The organism is Bosea sp. AS-1 (assembly GCF_002220095.1).
In the GTDB taxonomy this organism is placed as follows: Bacteria; Pseudomonadota; Alphaproteobacteria; order Rhizobiales; family Beijerinckiaceae; genus Allobosea.
This window is the reverse complement of sequence record NZ_CP022372.1, coordinates 1,134,018-1,148,256: the sequence shown is the minus strand read 5'-3', so window position 1 is coordinate 1,148,256 and position 14,239 is coordinate 1,134,018. Positions and strand designations below refer to the sequence as shown.

Genomic DNA, 14,239 nt, shown 5'->3' with positions numbered 1-14,239 from the left:
GTGCTGCTTCGCTATATCCTCAAGCGCATCCTGATCATGATTCCGACGCTGCTGGTCACCAGCGCGCTGATCTTCACCGTCATCAACCTGCCCGAAGGCGACTACTTCGAGACGATGGCGGCCGAGATGCAGGCCCAGGGCGAAAAGGCCGATATGAGCCGCATCGAATTCCTGAAGAAGGAATACGGCTTCGACAAGCCGCCGCTGGAGCGTTACGTCCGCTGGGTCGCCGGCCTCCTCCAGGGCGATATGGGCTACTCCTTCGAGTACCAGCGCCCGGTGCGCGATATCGTCGGCGACCGGCTGCTGCTGACGATGATCGTCTCCTTCGCCACGATCATCTTCACCTGGATCGTCGCGTTTCCGATCGGCATCTACTCGGCGACGCATCAATACAGCTGGGGCGACTACGGGCTCACCTTCCTCGGCCTGATCGGGCTCGCCGTGCCGCATTTCCTGATGGCGCTCGTCTTCATGTATCTCGCCAACATCTGGTTCGGCACCTCGATCGGTGGCCTCGTCGACCCGCAATATCTCAACCAGCCGATGAGCTGGGCGAAGCTCAAATCGGTGCTGGAGCATCTCTGGATTCCGGTCATCATCATCGGCGCCGGCGGCACCGCCGGCATGATCCGCGCGCTGCGCGCCAACCTGCTCGACGAGCTGCAGAAGCAATACTACGTCACCGCCCGCGCCAAGGGCCTGCCGCCCGGCAAGGCGCTGCGCAAATATCCTTTGCGCATGTCGCTCAACTTCTTCATCTCGGATATCGGCGACATCCTGCCCTCGATCGTCTCGGGCGCGGAGGTCGTGGCGATCGTGCTCTCGCTGCAGACGACCGGCCCGTTGCTGATCCGCGCCCTGCAGGCCCAGGACATGTATCTCGCCGGCTCCTTCCTGATGTTCCTCTCTTTCCTGACCGTGATCGGCGTGCTGATCTCTGATATCGCGCTGGCCATCCTCGATCCGCGCATTCGCTTGCAGGGAGCTGCAACGAAGTGACCGCGAACACGCTCAAGGATCTGCCGCCGGACGGCGCGCCGCTGCCCCATGCAGCCTCGAGCGCCCCGTTCGAGCCTTACGCCACCGAGGAGATGACGCCGGAGCAGGAGCGGATCTATCTCGCCTCGCAATGGCAGCTGATGTGGTGGAAGTTCCGCAAGCATAGGCTCGCGGTGATCTCCGCCGTCGTGATCTTCGTCATCTATGCGATGGCGGCCTTCGCCGAATTTCTGGCGCCCTACCATTACAGCACGCGCAACACCGATTTCATTCGCGCGCCCGGCCAGCAGGTAAGGCTCTTCCACGACGGCGCGTTCGTCGGCCCCTTCGTCTATCCCTACAGGCTCCACCTCAACATGGAGAACCTGAAGCGCGAATATGCCGAGGACCGCACCCAGCCGCAGAAGCTGCGCTTCTTCTGCCGTGGCGACGGCTATACGTTCTGGGGGTTGGTGCCGGGGAGCCTGCATCTCGTCTGCCCGCCAGAAGGCGGCACCTTCTTCTTCCTCGGCTCGGACCGGCTCGGCCGCGACATGCTCTCGCGCATTCTCTATGGCGGGCGCATCTCGCTCTCGATCGGCCTGATCGGCGTCAGCATCTCCTTCGTGCTCGGCGTCATCATCGGCGGCATCGCCGGCTACTATGGCGGCCGGGTCGATCTGGTGATCCAGCGCATCATCGAGATCGTGCAGTCGCTTCCGCATATCCCGCTCTGGCTGGCGCTGGCCTCGATCATGCCGCCTTCCTGGAGCCCGCTACTGGTCTATTTCGGCATCACCGTCATCCTCGGACTGATGGACTGGACCGGCCTTGCGCGATCGGTGCGCTCAAAACTGCTGTCGCTGCGCGAGGAGGATTATGTCGTCGCTGCCCAGCTCATGGGCGCGAAACCTCGACGCATCATCGCGCTGCATCTGGTGCCGGGCTTCATGAGCCATCTGATCGCCTCGGCGACGATCACCATCCCGCGCACCATCCTCGGCGAGACGGCGCTCTCTTTCCTCGGCCTCGGCCTCCGGCCGCCGATCACGAGCTGGGGCGTCATGCTCAACGAGGCGCAGAACATCAATGTGGTGGCGCTTTATCCTTGGCTGCTCTATCCGGTCGTGCCGGTGATCGTCATCATCCTCGCCTTCAACTTCCTCGGCGATGGCCTGCGCGACGCAGCCGACCCCTATCGCTGAAGCATCCGCACATCATCCAAGATCAGCTTTGCGCATCGCTTTCCACACCCCGCTGAACCTGTTCGACGATGGCGGCGTCTCCGGCGATCGTCGCATGGCGCGCCAGCTCGTCGCGGCACTCGAATCGCTCGGTCATGTCGTCGAGCCGGTGAAGATCGGGCGGGGCTATCTGCGGGATTCGAGCGCAACCAGTCTCGCCAGCCTTCAGGCCGAAGCTGAAGCCCTGCGAGAAAGCCAGCTCGCAAGCTGGCGAGACGGAACGGCCGCCCCTCCCGATCTCTGGTTCACCTACCACAACTATTACCGCGCCCCGGATCTGCTCGGCCCTGAAATCGCGGCGGCAATCGACATCCCCTACGTCACCGCCGAGGCCAGCGACGCCGCACGGCGCGCTCACGACGAATGGGCACCGCATACCGCCATCGTGCGCCGCGGGCTCGATGCAGCCGACCTGCATTTCCATTTCACCGAGCGCGATCGGCAGGGCCTGGAGCCCTGGCGTCGCGAGGGGATTGCGCTCCTGCCGCTCCCACCCTTCATCGCCTTCGACAGCGAGCCTCCGGTTCACATCGCAAAGACGGGCGCGCCGCGCCTGATCACCATCGCGATGATGCGCGAGGGCACGAAGCAGAACAGCTATCTCGCTTTGGCGCGCATCCTCGATCGAATCCGCGACGACGATTGGCGCCTCAGTATTATCGGTGACGGCCGCAAGCGCGGCGAGATCGAGCAGGCTTTTGCCGGCATGTCCGGACGCATCGACTGGCTCGGACTGCTCGGTCGCGACCGTGCCCTGGCCGAGCTTGCCGCCCATGACCTCTTCGTCTGGCCGGGCGTGCGCGAAGCCTATGGGCTGGTCTATCTCGAAGCCCAGGCGACGGGGCTCCCCGTCGTCGCCTTCGACAGCGGCGGCGTCTCCGCAACCGTCAAGGCCGGTGAGACGGCGCTGCTTGCTCCCGAAGGCGACGAGGCCGCTTTTGCCGCCGCTCTCTCGACGCTGCTGCGCGACGGAAACCGGCGCACCGCAATGGGCGAGGCGGCGCGCAGCTTTGTCCTGACCGAGCGCACCATGGCGCGCGCCGCCGAGAAGCTGGCCGCAGGCCTCGCCATCGCCTGCGGCAACCGCAGCCTGAAACGCTCGACCGCAACGAGAGGCAAGGCCTCGTGACCGCCTCCCTCTGGTCGCCTCTCGTCGCGGAGCTTGACCGCTGGCAGGAAACGGGTCGGCGGCTGCGGCTCTGGCTGCGCGACGACGACGCCGCCGCGCCAAGCCCCGCCCTCGACCGGCTGGCAGCAGCCGCCGAGCGCTACGCCGCGCCGGTCCTGCTGGCTGTCATCCCGATGCTGGCCGAGCCGGCTCTGGCCGCGACGCTACGCGACAAACCCCTGCTTCGGCCCTGCCAGCACGGCTGCTGGCATCGCAACCATGCACCGGCCGGCGCGAAGAAATCCGAATTCGGGCCAGAGAGGTCGCCACGGGACGTCGATGCCGAGATGACGGAAGCGTCGCAACGGCTTCGTGCCCTGCTCGGCGAGAGCATCCTGCCGATCTTCGTGCCGCCCTGGAATCGGATCGACAGCGGCCACGCCGCCCGCCTGTCCACACTCGGCTTCCAAGGATTGTCCTGCTTCCGTGACCACCGCCATGGCGCCGCCGGCGGCCCGCGCCTTCTCAATACCCATGTCGACGTGATGGACTGGCATGGCGGGCGCATCGGTCGGGCTCACGCTGAATTGATCGCCGAGACCACCGGCCTGCTGGCGCAATGGCGGGCTGCCCCGCACGGCCCCGATACGCTCGGCCTGCTCCTGCACCATCGCGACCATGACGACACGGCCTGGGCCTTCCTCGACGGCCTTCTGGCGCAGATCTCGAACCATCCGGCAGTCACACTGACCGACCCGCGCAACCTGCTGCAGCCAGGTGAGGCCTCATGAAAAACCAGCGGCTCCAACGCGCGGACAGGCTTGGATCGGGTTCGGCAGCGCGTTATAGGTGCGTATAGTCATGCCGGCGGCATGGCTGTCTGGTGTGCTCGGCCCCGCCAGGAAGTCGTCTGACCTGTTCCGGAGGCCGGCGTTCCATGTCGTCCAACGTCATTGATCTGGCGGGCCCCGAGCGGAGCCCGCGCAGTTCCCACGCTCCGCGTGTGCTGATCTACAGCCACGATACCTTCGGCCTGGGCCATATCCGGCGCTGCCGCGCGATCGCCAATGCGCTGGTCGCGAGCTTTCCGCACATCTCCATCCTGATCGTCTCGGGCTCCTCGGTGATCTCGAGCTTCCAGTTCGGAGACGGCGTCGACTATGTCCGCATTCCCGGCGTCGAGAAGCAGAGCGACGGCCATTACGGCCCGCAACACCTCAATCTCGAACTCGACGACACGATCCGGCTGCGCACCGAGATCATCAAGCAGACGGTTCTCTCCTTCGATCCGGACATCGTGATCGTCGACAAGGAGCCGGTCGGCCTGCGCGGTGAGCTCAAGCCGGCGCTCGACATCCTGCGCCGGCGCGGCGCCCGCATCGTGCTCGGCCTGCGCGACGTGCTCGACGAGCCCGCCAAGCTGCTGGAGGAGTGGCGCCATAGCGGTGCGCTCGACGCCCTCGACAACATCTATGACGACATCTTCGTCTATGGGCTGGAAAGCGTCTATCAACCTCTTGCCGGCCTGCCGAACCAGCACCGCTTCGCCGGCAAAACCCGCTATCTCGGCTATCTCAAGCGGGCGGTCCCAAGCCCGATGCCGCCCAACCGCTATCCGCGGATCACCAAGCAGCCCTTCATTCTCGTCACCCCCGGCGGCGGCGGGGACGGTGCGGGTGTCATCGACTGGGTGATCTCGGCCTATGAAGCGGACCCGACCATCGCCTTGCCGTCGCTGATCGTCTTCGGCCCGTTCATGTCGCGAGAGAAACGCAAGGACTTTGCCGAGCGCATCGCCCGCAATCCTAAGCTCGAGGGCCTCGGCTTCGAGCCGCGCCTGGAACTGCTGATGAACCGCGCCCACTGCGTCGTCGCCATGGGAGGCTACAACACCTTTTGCGAAATCCTCTCCTTCGACAAGCCGGCTCTGATCGTGCCGCGCGTGCGGCCGCGGCTTGAGCAGGCCATCCGCGCCGGCCGGGCCGAGGAGCTGGGGCTGATCGACGTCCTCTACGATCCCACGCAGAACGGCGAAGGCGAGCGTGATCCGATGGTCATGGCCGCGGCGCTCCATGCCCTGCCGAAGCGGCTGCCACCCTCGCAGGCTTTCCTGCCGGATCTGCTCGACGGCCTTCCCACCATCTGCCGCGCGCTGGCCGATGATCTTTCCTCTCCCGTGCGCGGCCGTGCCCAGACGCCGAGCGCCCTGTCGAGCTGATGCTTGTGCTTGCGGCGATGTCGCCACTGGCAAAGAGCCGCAGCGCAAATTAAGCCTGCATCATGACGCTTTCGAACACGCTCGTCCCCATCGCCATCGGCGCCGTCGCCGTCGTGCTGCTGCTCGGCCTGATCAACATGATGCGTGGCGGCAGTGCCAACACCTCGCAGAGGCTGATGCAGCTGCGCGTGCAGCTCCAGTTCCTCGCGATCATCATCATCGTCTTCGTCCTGTGGTGGCGTAGCGGAGGATGACACCTCAACGATCAGGTAAGATCCTGATTCCATTCGATTTATCGAAACGACAAGCTGGGGATGGCGGCCCATGCGGAGCCGTCCCGCCACAATCCGAACACGAGAGTATGTGCTTCACTAACGCCTGCTCTCCTTCTCCGCCGGTCATCATGGTTCGCGTCGCGTTGCTTCTTCTTGCCGGTTGCCTGCTCAGCTCCCCGGGCTGGGCACAGTCGAGGTCTCTGCCGGCAAGCGCCTCGAGCTACGCCCCCGCCACCCCGATTCCCACACCGGGCTGGGAAACCCGTATCGGCGGTGGAATCGCCAATCCGGGCGGCCGCGAAGGCGGGCTGCTCAACATCAGCGGCGAATTGCTCTCGCCCCGGATCGTTCCGCTCAGCGACCGGATCGCCGCCGCCTTTATTCCGCGCTTCAACATCGGCTCCAGCATCAATCTCAATGGCACACGCTACGCCTATGCCGGCGCGGCCTGGACCTTCGACATCAGCCGCGACGTCTTCGTCGAGGCCAGCCTCGCGGCGGCGTTCCACGACGGCAAGACAGGCGCGATCATTCCGGAAAATCGCCTCAGCCTCGGCTGTAATACCGGGACGCGCGAAGCCGCCGCACTGGGCTTCAGGCTGTCGGACCGCTGGAGCCTCGTCACCTCGCTGGAGCATTTCAGCACGGCAGGCTGCTCCGGCCAGCCCGGCTCCCCTGCGCCGCGCGGCCCGGCCAATTTCGGCGCCAAGCTCGGCTACACCTTCTGACGGCTCGGCCGGCTGCAAGAGCCCGCTTCCGTCGCCGCCGCGGCGCGGTATAAGCGAGGCATGGTCAAGCTCAACCGCATCTACACCCGTACCGGCGACAACGGCACGACTGGCCTGACGGCCGGCCCGCGTCGTCCGAAATTCGACCTGCGGGTCGCGGCCTACGGCACTGTCGACGAAACCAATGCCTGCATCGGCCTGGCGCGGCTTCATGCCGCAGCCGAGGATACCGCCGTCGACGCCATGCTGGGGCGCATCAGCAATGACCTGTTCGACCTCGGTGCCGACCTCTCGACGCCCGAGACCGACAAGCCCCTCGCCTTCGAGCCACTGCGCATCGTCCAGGCCCAGGTCGACAGGCTCGAAAACGAAATCGACACGCTCAATGAGACGCTCGCGCCGCTGCGCTCTTTCGTCCTGCCGGGCGGCACGCCGGCTGCGACGCATCTCCATCTCGCCCGCACCGTCAGCCGCCGGGCCGAGCGCCTGATGGCCGAACTCGCCGCGACCGAAGGCGAGGCGGTGGCGCCACCGGCGCTCAAATACATCAACCGCCTGTCGGATTTCCTGTTCGTCGCCTCCCGCTTCCTCAACGCCAAGGCCGCCGGCGACGTTCTCTGGATCCCGGGCCAGAATCGCTGAGCCGCGCATGTTCGTCCCGATCTACGATGGCGTGCCGCTCCGCTTCACCCGTTCGGCCTTCATCACTTACGGGCTGATCGCCGCCTGCACCGTGCTCCTGCTCGCGCTTCGCTTCGGACCGCATCAGGAGAACGATATCGCCGTTCTCGCCGGTTTCGGCATGATTCCCTCGGTGCTGTTCGGCGCGGCGCAGCTGCCGGAGGGCCTCGCCCATGCCCCGCCCTGGCTCACCCTGTTCAGCAATATCCTGCTGCACGCCAGCTTCGCCCACCTCATCGGCAACATGCTGTTTCTCTGGGTCTTCGGCGACAACGTCGAGGATGCGATGGGTCATACCCGCTTCCTCGCCTTCTTCTTCCTCTGCGGGCTCGGCGGCTCGCTCGCCCATGCGCTGGCCAACCCGGAGTCCGAGCAGCCGCTGGTCGGAGCCTCCGGCGCGATCTCCGGCATCATCGCCGCCTATCTGATGCTCTATCCGCGCGTGCGGGTCTGGGGCCTGGCCTTCAAATGGATCCCCGTCCACGTCCCGGCGGTTTACACCTTGGGAGGTTGGATCCTGTTCCAGGCGGCTTCGGCCTGGTTCGATCCACAGGGTGATATCGGCTGGTGGGCTCATCTCGGCGGGCTCGTCACGGGGGCCGTGCTGACGCCACTGTTTATCCGTCGCGGTGTGGGCCTGTTCGGGCGGCGGGTAGCTCAGCCGTGACGGCGCCCCTGCCGGCCCCGATTGCGGTGGAACTGCGCCTCTTGACGACGTTGACAAGCGCAAATGCCCATCGCTACGGTCCGACCGCATTCCAGCCGAAGGCCGCGATGCCGTCATTCCGCTTTCTTCGGCGGCGCGGCGCGAGGCGCATCTCTTCTGAACGGTGATCTGGCAATGAAGATCTTGGTGCCCGTGAAGCGGGTTGTTGATTACAACGTTAAGATCCGCGTGAAGGCGGACGGTTCGGGCGTCGAGCTGGCCAATGTGAAAATGTCGATGAACCCGTTCGACGAGATCGCCGTCGAAGAAGCGCTACGTCTGAAGGAAGCGGGTAAGGCGACCGAGGTGATCGTCGTTTCGATCGGGCCGGCTCAGGCCGCCGAGACGATCCGCACGGGTCTCGCCATGGGCGCCGACCGCGGCATCCTAGTCAAGGTCGACGGCGTGGTCGAGCCGCTGGCGGTCGCCAAGCTCCTGAAGAAGGTGGTCGAGCAGGAGGCTCCCGGCCTCGTCATCCTCGGCAAACAGGCGATCGACGACGATTGCAACCAGACCGGCCAAATGCTGGCTGCGCTGCTGGGCTGGCCGCAGGGCACCTTTGCCTCCAAGGTCGAGCTGGCCGCGGATCATGTCGACGTCACCCGCGAGGTCGATGGCGGCCTGCAGACGGTCACGCTGAAGCTGCCGGCGATCGTCACCACGGATCTGCGCCTCAACGAGCCGCGCTATGCCTCGCTGCCCAACATCATGAAGGCGAAGAAGAAACCGCTCGACGAGACCTCGGCCGAGACGCTCGGCGTCGATGTCGCGCCCCGCCTCAAGGTGCTGAAGACGGCCGAGCCCGCCGGCCGCTCCGCCGGCATCAAGGTGGCGAATGCCGCCGAACTCGTCTCCAAGCTCAAGACCGCCGGGGTGATCTGATGACCACGCTGCTGATCGCCGAACACGACAACGCCTCGATCAAGGACGCCACCGCCAAGGCGCTGAGCGCCGCGGCCCAGCTCGGCGCACCCGTGCATATCCTCGTCGCCGGCCAGGGTGCCAGGGCCGCGGCCGATGCCGCCGCCAAGCTCGCCGGCGTCGAGAAGGTGCTGCTCGCCGATGACGCGGCCTATGGCCATGCGCTGGCCGAGCCGCTCGCCGCGCTCATCGTCAAGCTCGCCGGCGGCTACGACGCCATCGTCGCCCCCTCCACCACGACCGGCAAGAACGTGCTGCCGCGCGTCGCCGCCCTGCTCGACGTGATGCAGGTCTCGGACGTGATGAAGATCGTCTCGCCCGACACCTTCGAGCGCCCGGTCTATGCCGGCAACGCCATCCAGACGGTGCAGTCGAGCGATGCCAAGAAGCTGATGACCATCCGCACCGCCTCCTTCCAGGCGGCGGGCGAAGGCGGCTCGGCCGCGGTCGAGGCGGTTTCCGCCGCTGACAATCCCGGCAACTCGTCCTTCAAGGGTGAGGAAGTCGCCAAGTCCGACCGTCCCGAGCTGGCCTCGGCCAAGATCATCATCTCGGGCGGGCGCGCGCTGGGGTCGGCCGAGAACTTCGGCAAGGTGATCGAACCGGTCGCCGACAAGCTCGGGGCTGCGATGGGCGCCTCGCGCGCCGCGGTCGATGCCGGCTACGCTCCCAACGACTGGCAGGTCGGCCAGACCGGCAAGGTCGTGGCGCCCGAGCTCTACATCGCCGTCGGCATCTCCGGCGCGATCCAGCATCTCGCCGGCATGAAGGACTCCAAGGTCATCGTCGCCATCAACAAGGACGAGGAAGCGCCGATCTTCCAGATCGCCGATTACGGCCTCGTCGGCGACCTCTTCACTGTCCTGCCGGAACTCGACGCGGAACTGGCGAAAGCCGGCAAGTAAGGCTGTCATGTGCCGGGCCGCCCCGATGGGCGGCCCGTTCGCTCCCGCGAGGAGCGGGAAAGCTATCAGGAACGGATCATGTCGGACCAGGCGATCAGGAAGATCGGCATTATCGGTGCAGGCCAGATGGGCAACGGCATCGCCCATGTGACCGCGGCGGCGGGGTTCGACGTCAAGCTGCACGACGTCGCCGAGGAGCGGATCAATGCGGCGCTCGCCACCATCGACGGCAACATGGCCCGCCAGGTCTCGAAGGGCGCCCTCTCCGACGAAGAGCGCCATACGGCCATGGCCCGCATCGCGCCTGCCGTCGGCCTCGCCGATCTCGGCGACTGCGATCTCGTGATCGAGGCCGCGACCGAAAACGAGGAGATCAAGCGCAAGATCTTCACCGCCGTCTGTCCGCATCTGAAGCCGAAGGCGATCCTCGCCTCCAACACCTCCTCGATATCGATCACACGGCTTGCCGCCGCGAGCGATCGCCCCGAGCATTTCATCGGCATCCACTTCATGAACCCCGTGCCGCTGATGCAGCTCGTCGAGCTGATCCGCGGCATCGCCACCGATGACGGCACCTTCGAGCTTGCAAAGGACTTCGTCGGCAAGCTGCACAAGACGGTTTCGGTCTCGGAAGACTTCCCCGCCTTCATCGTCAATCGCATCCTGCTGCCAATGATCAACGAGGCGGTCTACACGCTCTATGAGGGCGTCGGCTCTGTCGAGGCCATCGACACCGCCATGCGGCTCGGCGCCAACCACCCGATGGGTCCGCTCCAGCTCGCCGACTTCATCGGCCTCGACACCTGCCTTTCGGTGATGCAGGTGCTCCATGACGGGCTGGCCGATTCCAAGTACCGCCCCTGCCCGCTGCTGGTGAAATACGTCGAAGCCGGCTGGCTCGGCCGCAAGACCAAGCGTGGCTTCTACGACTATCGCGGCGAAAAGCCGGTCCCGACCCGCTGAGGCCGCGCGCTGCCGCGTCAGTCGCGACTGATGCGGTTCTCGACGCCGGAGGTCGAGACGGAGGGCGGCTTGACGCCCGGCTCGGCGCGCCAGCGCAGCACATTCTTCGCGCCCTGCATCTCGATGCGGGCCGGCCCGGCGAGCGTCAGCTCCACCTCGTGGTCGGCCCCAGAGACATCGACCTTGGCCGATTCCGCCGAGGGCTTCACCGCCGTCCGTACCTTGTTCTTCGCCACCTCGACAACGAGGCTTCCAACCTGCTTGCCCTCGGCCTTGATCGAGATGCCGCTCACGACGAGTTCGTCGGCGGCTTCGAACGAGAGGCCGTGGTTGCTGCCGAGCACCTTGACCACGCCGCAGCGACCGGCGAGCGAAACCTGATTTTCGGCACCCGAGATAACCACGTCCTGCCCGTCCTCGCAGGTGAAATCGCGGGACATCCGGGCGCCCTCGATGGAGATTTCCTCGGCTAGGGCCGGGGCGGCCAGTGCCAAGGAGGCGAGCAGAGCGAAAAGACCAGCCTTCAAGCGACGTTCTCCATTCCAGCGTTCGAACCCACCTTGACGGGGCTTCGTGACAACTATCCGGAGAGTGGGGCGATCCTGTGCTCTCGCAGGCGCGGAAAACATGGTCGCAGCTGCAACAAGTTCCTTCACATTCCTGTCGTCTCGCGCTTACATTGATCGTCCAGCGGGATTCGTCCCGCTCGACGAAGCGGAGGTGCGACGGGTTTGACGGCGCATGTGATGCATCCGATGGCGTCGCCGGACGGCTGCCCGGCTCTCGTCCTCAATGCCGATTTTCGGCCACTCAGCTATTATCCGCTATCTCTCTGGAGCTGGCAGGATGCGATCAAGGCGGTCTTCATGGACCGCGTCAACATCGTCTCGGAATACGACACGGTGGTCCGCAGTCCGAGCTTCGACATGCGGCTGCCCTCGGTCGTTTCGCTCAAGAGCTACATCAAGCCATCGCGGACGCCGGCCTTCACCCGCTTCAATGTCTTCCTGCGCGATCGCTTCGCCTGCCAATACTGCCACGCGCGCGAGGAGCTGACCTTCGACCACGTCATTCCGCGCTCGAAGGGCGGTCTGACCACTTGGGAGAACGTCGTCGCCGCCTGCTCGCCCTGCAATCTGCGCAAGGGTGACAAGATGCCGGCCACTGTCGAGATGTTCCCGGCCCAGAAGCCCTATGCGCCGACGGTCAACGATCTGCACCGCAACGGCAAGCTCTTCCCGCCGAACTACCTGCACGAAAGCTGGCTGGACTATCTCTACTGGGATTCCGAGCTGGAGCCGTAAGGCTCAGGCCGCGCTGCCGCGACGTACCAGTCCGAACACGGCAAGCACGAACAGCCCTGCCGAAACCACGGCGTTCCAGCCCGCCAGCGACAGTCCCAGGAAGCGCCACGCCGCCTCGCCGCAGGACACCACGCGCACGCTCTGCAGTTGCTTCATGAAATCCTGCATGCCGGCCGCGGCAGGGATTCCGCCGCCGCAATCGCTCGGCCCGAGGAACCAGCCCCACTCCACGCCGGAGTGGTAGATGCCGAGCCCGGTGCTCCAGGCCATCAGGACCGCTAGCACCAGCAACCCCAGCCACTGCAGCCGCGCCGAGCGGGCCAGCGCCAGCGCGATAACTGACAGGGCGATGGCGGCGTAATGCGGCCAGCGTTGCTCCAGGCAAAGCTTACATGGCACCAGCCCGACCACGAGCTGGAAATACCAGGCCCCCGCGATCAAGGCGGCGCTGACGAGGCCAATGGCGCCGATCAGGCGCAGCGGCGACAGCATCCGGCTCCGGTTGGAGGCTGCATCGAAGGTGGAAGCTGTCATCGGCATCGGCTCAGCAGGAAAGAAGCTGGCCCGACCCTGCGACCAGCTTGAGGCCGAAATAAAGCAGAATCAGCACGGCCGCCGCGACGACGGCGATCACTTTCAGGCGACGTTCGATGAAGTGGCGAATCGTGTCGCCATAGCGCCGGAGCAGGAAGGCAAGCGCGAAGAAGCGTGCCCCACGTGCCAGGACACAGGAGACGACGAAGAAGGTCAGCCCGATATGCACCGCGCCCGCCAGGATCGTCACCACCTTGATCGGCGGCAGATGGGCAAGGCCGGACGTCGTGAGCAGGATCAGCGTCGTGTCGGGCCCCGCGCAAGCGCGCAGCGTGTCGAAGGCATCGAGCTTGCCATAGAAGGCAAGCACCGGCTTCGCAAGCGCCTCGAAGGCGTAGTAGCCGATCGCATAGCCCATGATGCCGCCGAGCACGGAAAACGTCGTCGCGATCAGCGCCAGCCGATAGGCCCGCATCGGCCTCGCCAGCGCCATCGGCACAAACAGCACGTCGGCCGGGATCAGAAAGAACGAGCTTTCGACGAAAGCGACGACTGCCAGCCAGAGCTCCGCTCGGGGGCGGGCCGCGAGCGACATGGTCCATTCGTAGAGGCGCTTCAGCATGGCGGCTCTAGAGCATGCAGCGGCCGGTGACGCAACGGCTTCCGCAGGCTTTCCCTGCTCCTCCGGGCCAGTGAGCGACGAAAGCTGTCATTGGGCCCGTTCCGCCGATTGACCGGCATCGATCGATCGCTATAGTCCGCCGGCCTGCAAGGGCCCCTGTGGCGGAATTGGTAGACGCGCTCGACTCAAAATCGAGTTCCGCAAGGAGTGCTGGTTCGATCCCGGCCAGGGGCACCATAACCCGGACAGCGGCCCCGCCCGCACCGGGGGCGCCGGATTCCGCGATCACTTCTTCCTTGTTTCGCCCTCGCTTGCCGTGCCCTCCCGCAGGCCATGCCGAACCACGAGCGCGATGATCTGCTGCGCCACGCCCTCGGGAATCGTCACGTCGAGTGCCAACCGCACGCGGTCCGGGCCACAACGCCTGGCAGAAAGCTCGAAGCCGTCACGGGTCACGCCCCGCAGGCGTCGCTGCCAGCCGCGTGAAATCAGCAGTGAATCCAGCCGCTTGCCGAATTCATTCAGTTCGAGGTCGAGACCGGCTTCGTCCAGAGCATCCATCTTCCAACTGCCTGCCAATCCGGAAGACTGTCCTTGAAACGGGGTGCCCGCTTAAGAATCGGCTTTACGGATCATTAAAATGCAAGCGAGGGCCCGGCCCTCCACAGCTTCGCGCCCGACCCGTTACATGTCCGGCTGTGCGGCAAAGACATATCACGCGGCTCGTCACGAGCGTTGCCTGAAGCGCAGGCGTAATGCCGTCCATTTCTCGACGGCCCAAAGCGTGAAGCGCGCCACCGGCCGGCGCAGGATCGGGACATCACCAGCCAGCAGGAGCAGGCCGAGCGGCAGCATCCAGATGCCGAGGCCGGGCAGGATCGAGAAGATGCCGCCCAGCACGAGCAGCACACCGGCCGGCCATCTGATCCAGACCGACCGTGGATGGCGCAGCCAGCGCAAACTCGCCCCCAGCCAGGGCGGTGCCTCCTGCTCGAGCCGCCGAAAGGCGCGGCGAAGTTCCTGTCTGCCTTGCGGCATGCATTCTTCCC

18 protein-coding genes and 1 tRNA gene are annotated in these 14,239 nt (G+C 65.6%); 14 read left to right on the top strand and 5 right to left on the bottom strand.

Going from position 1 to position 14,239, the window contains the following annotated elements; all coding sequences use genetic code 11:
- Positions 1 to 3: 3 nt before the first annotated feature.
- From CE453_RS07035 to CE453_RS06980, 12 genes are all read left to right on the top strand, one after another.
- On the top strand, positions 4 to 1,002 hold the full coding sequence (locus CE453_RS07035) for an ABC transporter permease (protein WP_089177758.1): 999 nt from the start codon (positions 4 to 6) through the stop codon (positions 1,000 to 1,002).
- Positions 999 to 2,186, top strand: a complete 1,188-nt coding sequence (locus tag CE453_RS07030) for an ABC transporter permease (RefSeq protein ID WP_248307987.1) — start codon at positions 999 to 1,001, stop codon at positions 2,184 to 2,186. Before CE453_RS07035 ends, CE453_RS07030 begins: the two co-directional genes overlap by 4 nt.
- A gap of 28 nt (positions 2,187 to 2,214) precedes the next feature.
- Entirely contained in the window at positions 2,215 to 3,354 is a 1,140-nt protein-coding gene (locus CE453_RS29440) for a glycosyltransferase family 4 protein (protein ID WP_089173932.1), read from the top strand.
- Positions 3,351 to 4,124 carry a polysaccharide deacetylase family protein gene (locus CE453_RS07020; protein ID WP_089173931.1) on the top strand — a complete coding sequence of 258 codons (774 nt, stop codon included), beginning with the start codon at positions 3,351 to 3,353 and terminating at the stop codon, positions 4,122 to 4,124. Before CE453_RS29440 ends, CE453_RS07020 begins: the two co-directional genes overlap by 4 nt.
- A 146-nt stretch (positions 4,125 to 4,270) precedes the next feature.
- Positions 4,271 to 5,551 carry a glycosyltransferase family protein gene (locus tag CE453_RS07015; RefSeq protein WP_089173930.1) on the top strand — a complete coding sequence of 427 codons (1,281 nt, stop codon included), beginning with the start codon at positions 4,271 to 4,273 and terminating at the stop codon, positions 5,549 to 5,551.
- A gap of 62 nt (positions 5,552 to 5,613) precedes the next feature.
- Entirely contained in the window at positions 5,614 to 5,805 is a 192-nt protein-coding gene (locus tag CE453_RS07010; protein ID WP_089173929.1) for a twin transmembrane helix small protein, read from the top strand.
- A 149-nt stretch (positions 5,806 to 5,954) separates the two neighbouring features.
- Positions 5,955 to 6,554, top strand: coding sequence for an acyloxyacyl hydrolase (locus CE453_RS07005; protein ID WP_157732928.1), 600 nt, complete (start codon positions 5,955 to 5,957; stop codon positions 6,552 to 6,554).
- A 60-nt stretch (positions 6,555 to 6,614) separates the two neighbouring features.
- Positions 6,615 to 7,196 (top strand): cob(I)yrinic acid a,c-diamide adenosyltransferase, encoded by a 582-nt coding sequence (locus CE453_RS07000; protein ID WP_089173927.1) that lies wholly within the window; start codon positions 6,615 to 6,617, stop codon positions 7,194 to 7,196.
- Between the two features lie 7 nt (positions 7,197 to 7,203).
- On the top strand, positions 7,204 to 7,902 hold the full coding sequence (locus CE453_RS06995) for a rhomboid family intramembrane serine protease (protein WP_089173926.1): 699 nt from the start codon (positions 7,204 to 7,206) through the stop codon (positions 7,900 to 7,902).
- 174 nt (positions 7,903 to 8,076) lie between these two features.
- Positions 8,077 to 8,823, top strand: coding sequence for an electron transfer flavoprotein subunit beta/FixA family protein (locus tag CE453_RS06990; RefSeq protein ID WP_089173925.1), 747 nt, complete (start codon positions 8,077 to 8,079; stop codon positions 8,821 to 8,823).
- A complete protein-coding gene (locus tag CE453_RS06985) occupies positions 8,823 to 9,767 on the top strand; it encodes an electron transfer flavoprotein subunit alpha/FixB family protein (protein ID WP_089173924.1) in 945 nt (314 codons plus the stop codon). Before CE453_RS06990 ends, CE453_RS06985 begins: the two co-directional genes overlap by 1 nt.
- Before the next feature lie 78 nt (positions 9,768 to 9,845).
- Positions 9,846 to 10,730, top strand: coding sequence for a 3-hydroxybutyryl-CoA dehydrogenase (locus tag CE453_RS06980; protein ID WP_089173923.1), 885 nt, complete (start codon positions 9,846 to 9,848; stop codon positions 10,728 to 10,730).
- Positions 10,731 to 10,747: 17 nt separating this feature from the next.
- Here CE453_RS06980 and CE453_RS06975 read toward each other — a convergent pair whose 3' ends face one another.
- Entirely contained in the window at positions 10,748 to 11,257 is a 510-nt protein-coding gene (locus CE453_RS06975) for a DUF3060 domain-containing protein (RefSeq protein WP_157732927.1), read from the bottom strand.
- A 219-nt stretch (positions 11,258 to 11,476) separates the two neighbouring features.
- Between CE453_RS06975 and CE453_RS06970 the strand changes: the two genes are divergently transcribed.
- Positions 11,477 to 12,034 (top strand): HNH endonuclease, encoded by a 558-nt coding sequence (locus CE453_RS06970; protein ID WP_089177756.1) that lies wholly within the window; start codon positions 11,477 to 11,479, stop codon positions 12,032 to 12,034.
- A gap of 3 nt (positions 12,035 to 12,037) precedes the next feature.
- On the opposite strand, the gene CE453_RS06965 is transcribed toward CE453_RS06970, so the two are convergent.
- Together CE453_RS06965 and CE453_RS06960 are read right to left on the bottom strand one after the other, a co-directional pair.
- Positions 12,038 to 12,568 (bottom strand): disulfide bond formation protein B, encoded by a 531-nt coding sequence (locus CE453_RS06965; RefSeq protein ID WP_248307986.1) that lies wholly within the window; start codon positions 12,566 to 12,568, stop codon positions 12,038 to 12,040.
- Between the two features lie 10 nt (positions 12,569 to 12,578).
- Positions 12,579 to 13,190 (bottom strand): YqaA family protein, encoded by a 612-nt coding sequence (locus tag CE453_RS06960; protein ID WP_089173921.1) that lies wholly within the window; start codon positions 13,188 to 13,190, stop codon positions 12,579 to 12,581.
- Positions 13,191 to 13,342: 152 nt separating this feature from the next.
- On the opposite strand from CE453_RS06960, the gene CE453_RS06955 reads away from it, so the two are divergent.
- A tRNA-Leu gene (locus tag CE453_RS06955) sits at positions 13,343 to 13,427 on the top strand.
- A 48-nt stretch (positions 13,428 to 13,475) separates the two neighbouring features.
- Here CE453_RS06955 and CE453_RS06950 read toward each other — a convergent pair.
- Together CE453_RS06950 and CE453_RS06945 are read right to left on the bottom strand one after the other, a co-directional pair.
- On the bottom strand, positions 13,476 to 13,751 hold the full coding sequence (locus CE453_RS06950; protein WP_089173920.1) for a hypothetical protein: 276 nt from the start codon (positions 13,749 to 13,751) through the stop codon (positions 13,476 to 13,478).
- Positions 13,752 to 13,916: 165 nt separating this feature from the next.
- Entirely contained in the window at positions 13,917 to 14,228 is a 312-nt protein-coding gene (locus CE453_RS06945; protein ID WP_089173919.1) for a hypothetical protein, read from the bottom strand.
- Positions 14,229 to 14,239 lie beyond the last annotated feature (11 nt).

Bases quoted from the DNA above. Each gene is read 5' to 3' on its own strand.
- CE453_RS07015 (WP_089173930.1), top strand. From the start codon at position 4,271: ATGTCGTCCAACGTCATTGATCTGGCGGGCCCCGAGCGGAGCCCGCGC.
- CE453_RS07010 (WP_089173929.1), top strand. From the start codon at position 5,614: ATGACGCTTTCGAACACGCTCGTCCCCATCGCCATCGGCGCCGTCGCC.
- CE453_RS07005 (WP_157732928.1), top strand. From the start codon at position 5,955: ATGGTTCGCGTCGCGTTGCTTCTTCTTGCCGGTTGCCTGCTCAGCTCC.
- CE453_RS07000 (WP_089173927.1), top strand. From the start codon at position 6,615: ATGGTCAAGCTCAACCGCATCTACACCCGTACCGGCGACAACGGCACG.
- CE453_RS06995 (WP_089173926.1), top strand. From the start codon at position 7,204: ATGTTCGTCCCGATCTACGATGGCGTGCCGCTCCGCTTCACCCGTTCG.
- CE453_RS06990 (WP_089173925.1), top strand. From the start codon at position 8,077: ATGAAGATCTTGGTGCCCGTGAAGCGGGTTGTTGATTACAACGTTAAG.
- CE453_RS06985 (WP_089173924.1), top strand. From the start codon at position 8,823: ATGACCACGCTGCTGATCGCCGAACACGACAACGCCTCGATCAAGGAC.
- CE453_RS06980 (WP_089173923.1), top strand. From the start codon at position 9,846: ATGTCGGACCAGGCGATCAGGAAGATCGGCATTATCGGTGCAGGCCAG.
- CE453_RS06970 (WP_089177756.1), top strand. From the start codon at position 11,477: ATGCATCCGATGGCGTCGCCGGACGGCTGCCCGGCTCTCGTCCTCAAT.
- CE453_RS06965 (WP_248307986.1), bottom strand. From the start codon at position 12,568: ATGACAGCTTCCACCTTCGATGCAGCCTCCAACCGGAGCCGGATGCTG.
- CE453_RS06960 (WP_089173921.1), bottom strand. From the start codon at position 13,190: ATGCTGAAGCGCCTCTACGAATGGACCATGTCGCTCGCGGCCCGCCCC.
- CE453_RS06950 (WP_089173920.1), bottom strand. From the start codon at position 13,751: ATGGATGCTCTGGACGAAGCCGGTCTCGACCTCGAACTGAATGAATTC.
- CE453_RS06945 (WP_089173919.1), bottom strand. From the start codon at position 14,228: ATGCCGCAAGGCAGACAGGAACTTCGCCGCGCCTTTCGGCGGCTCGAG.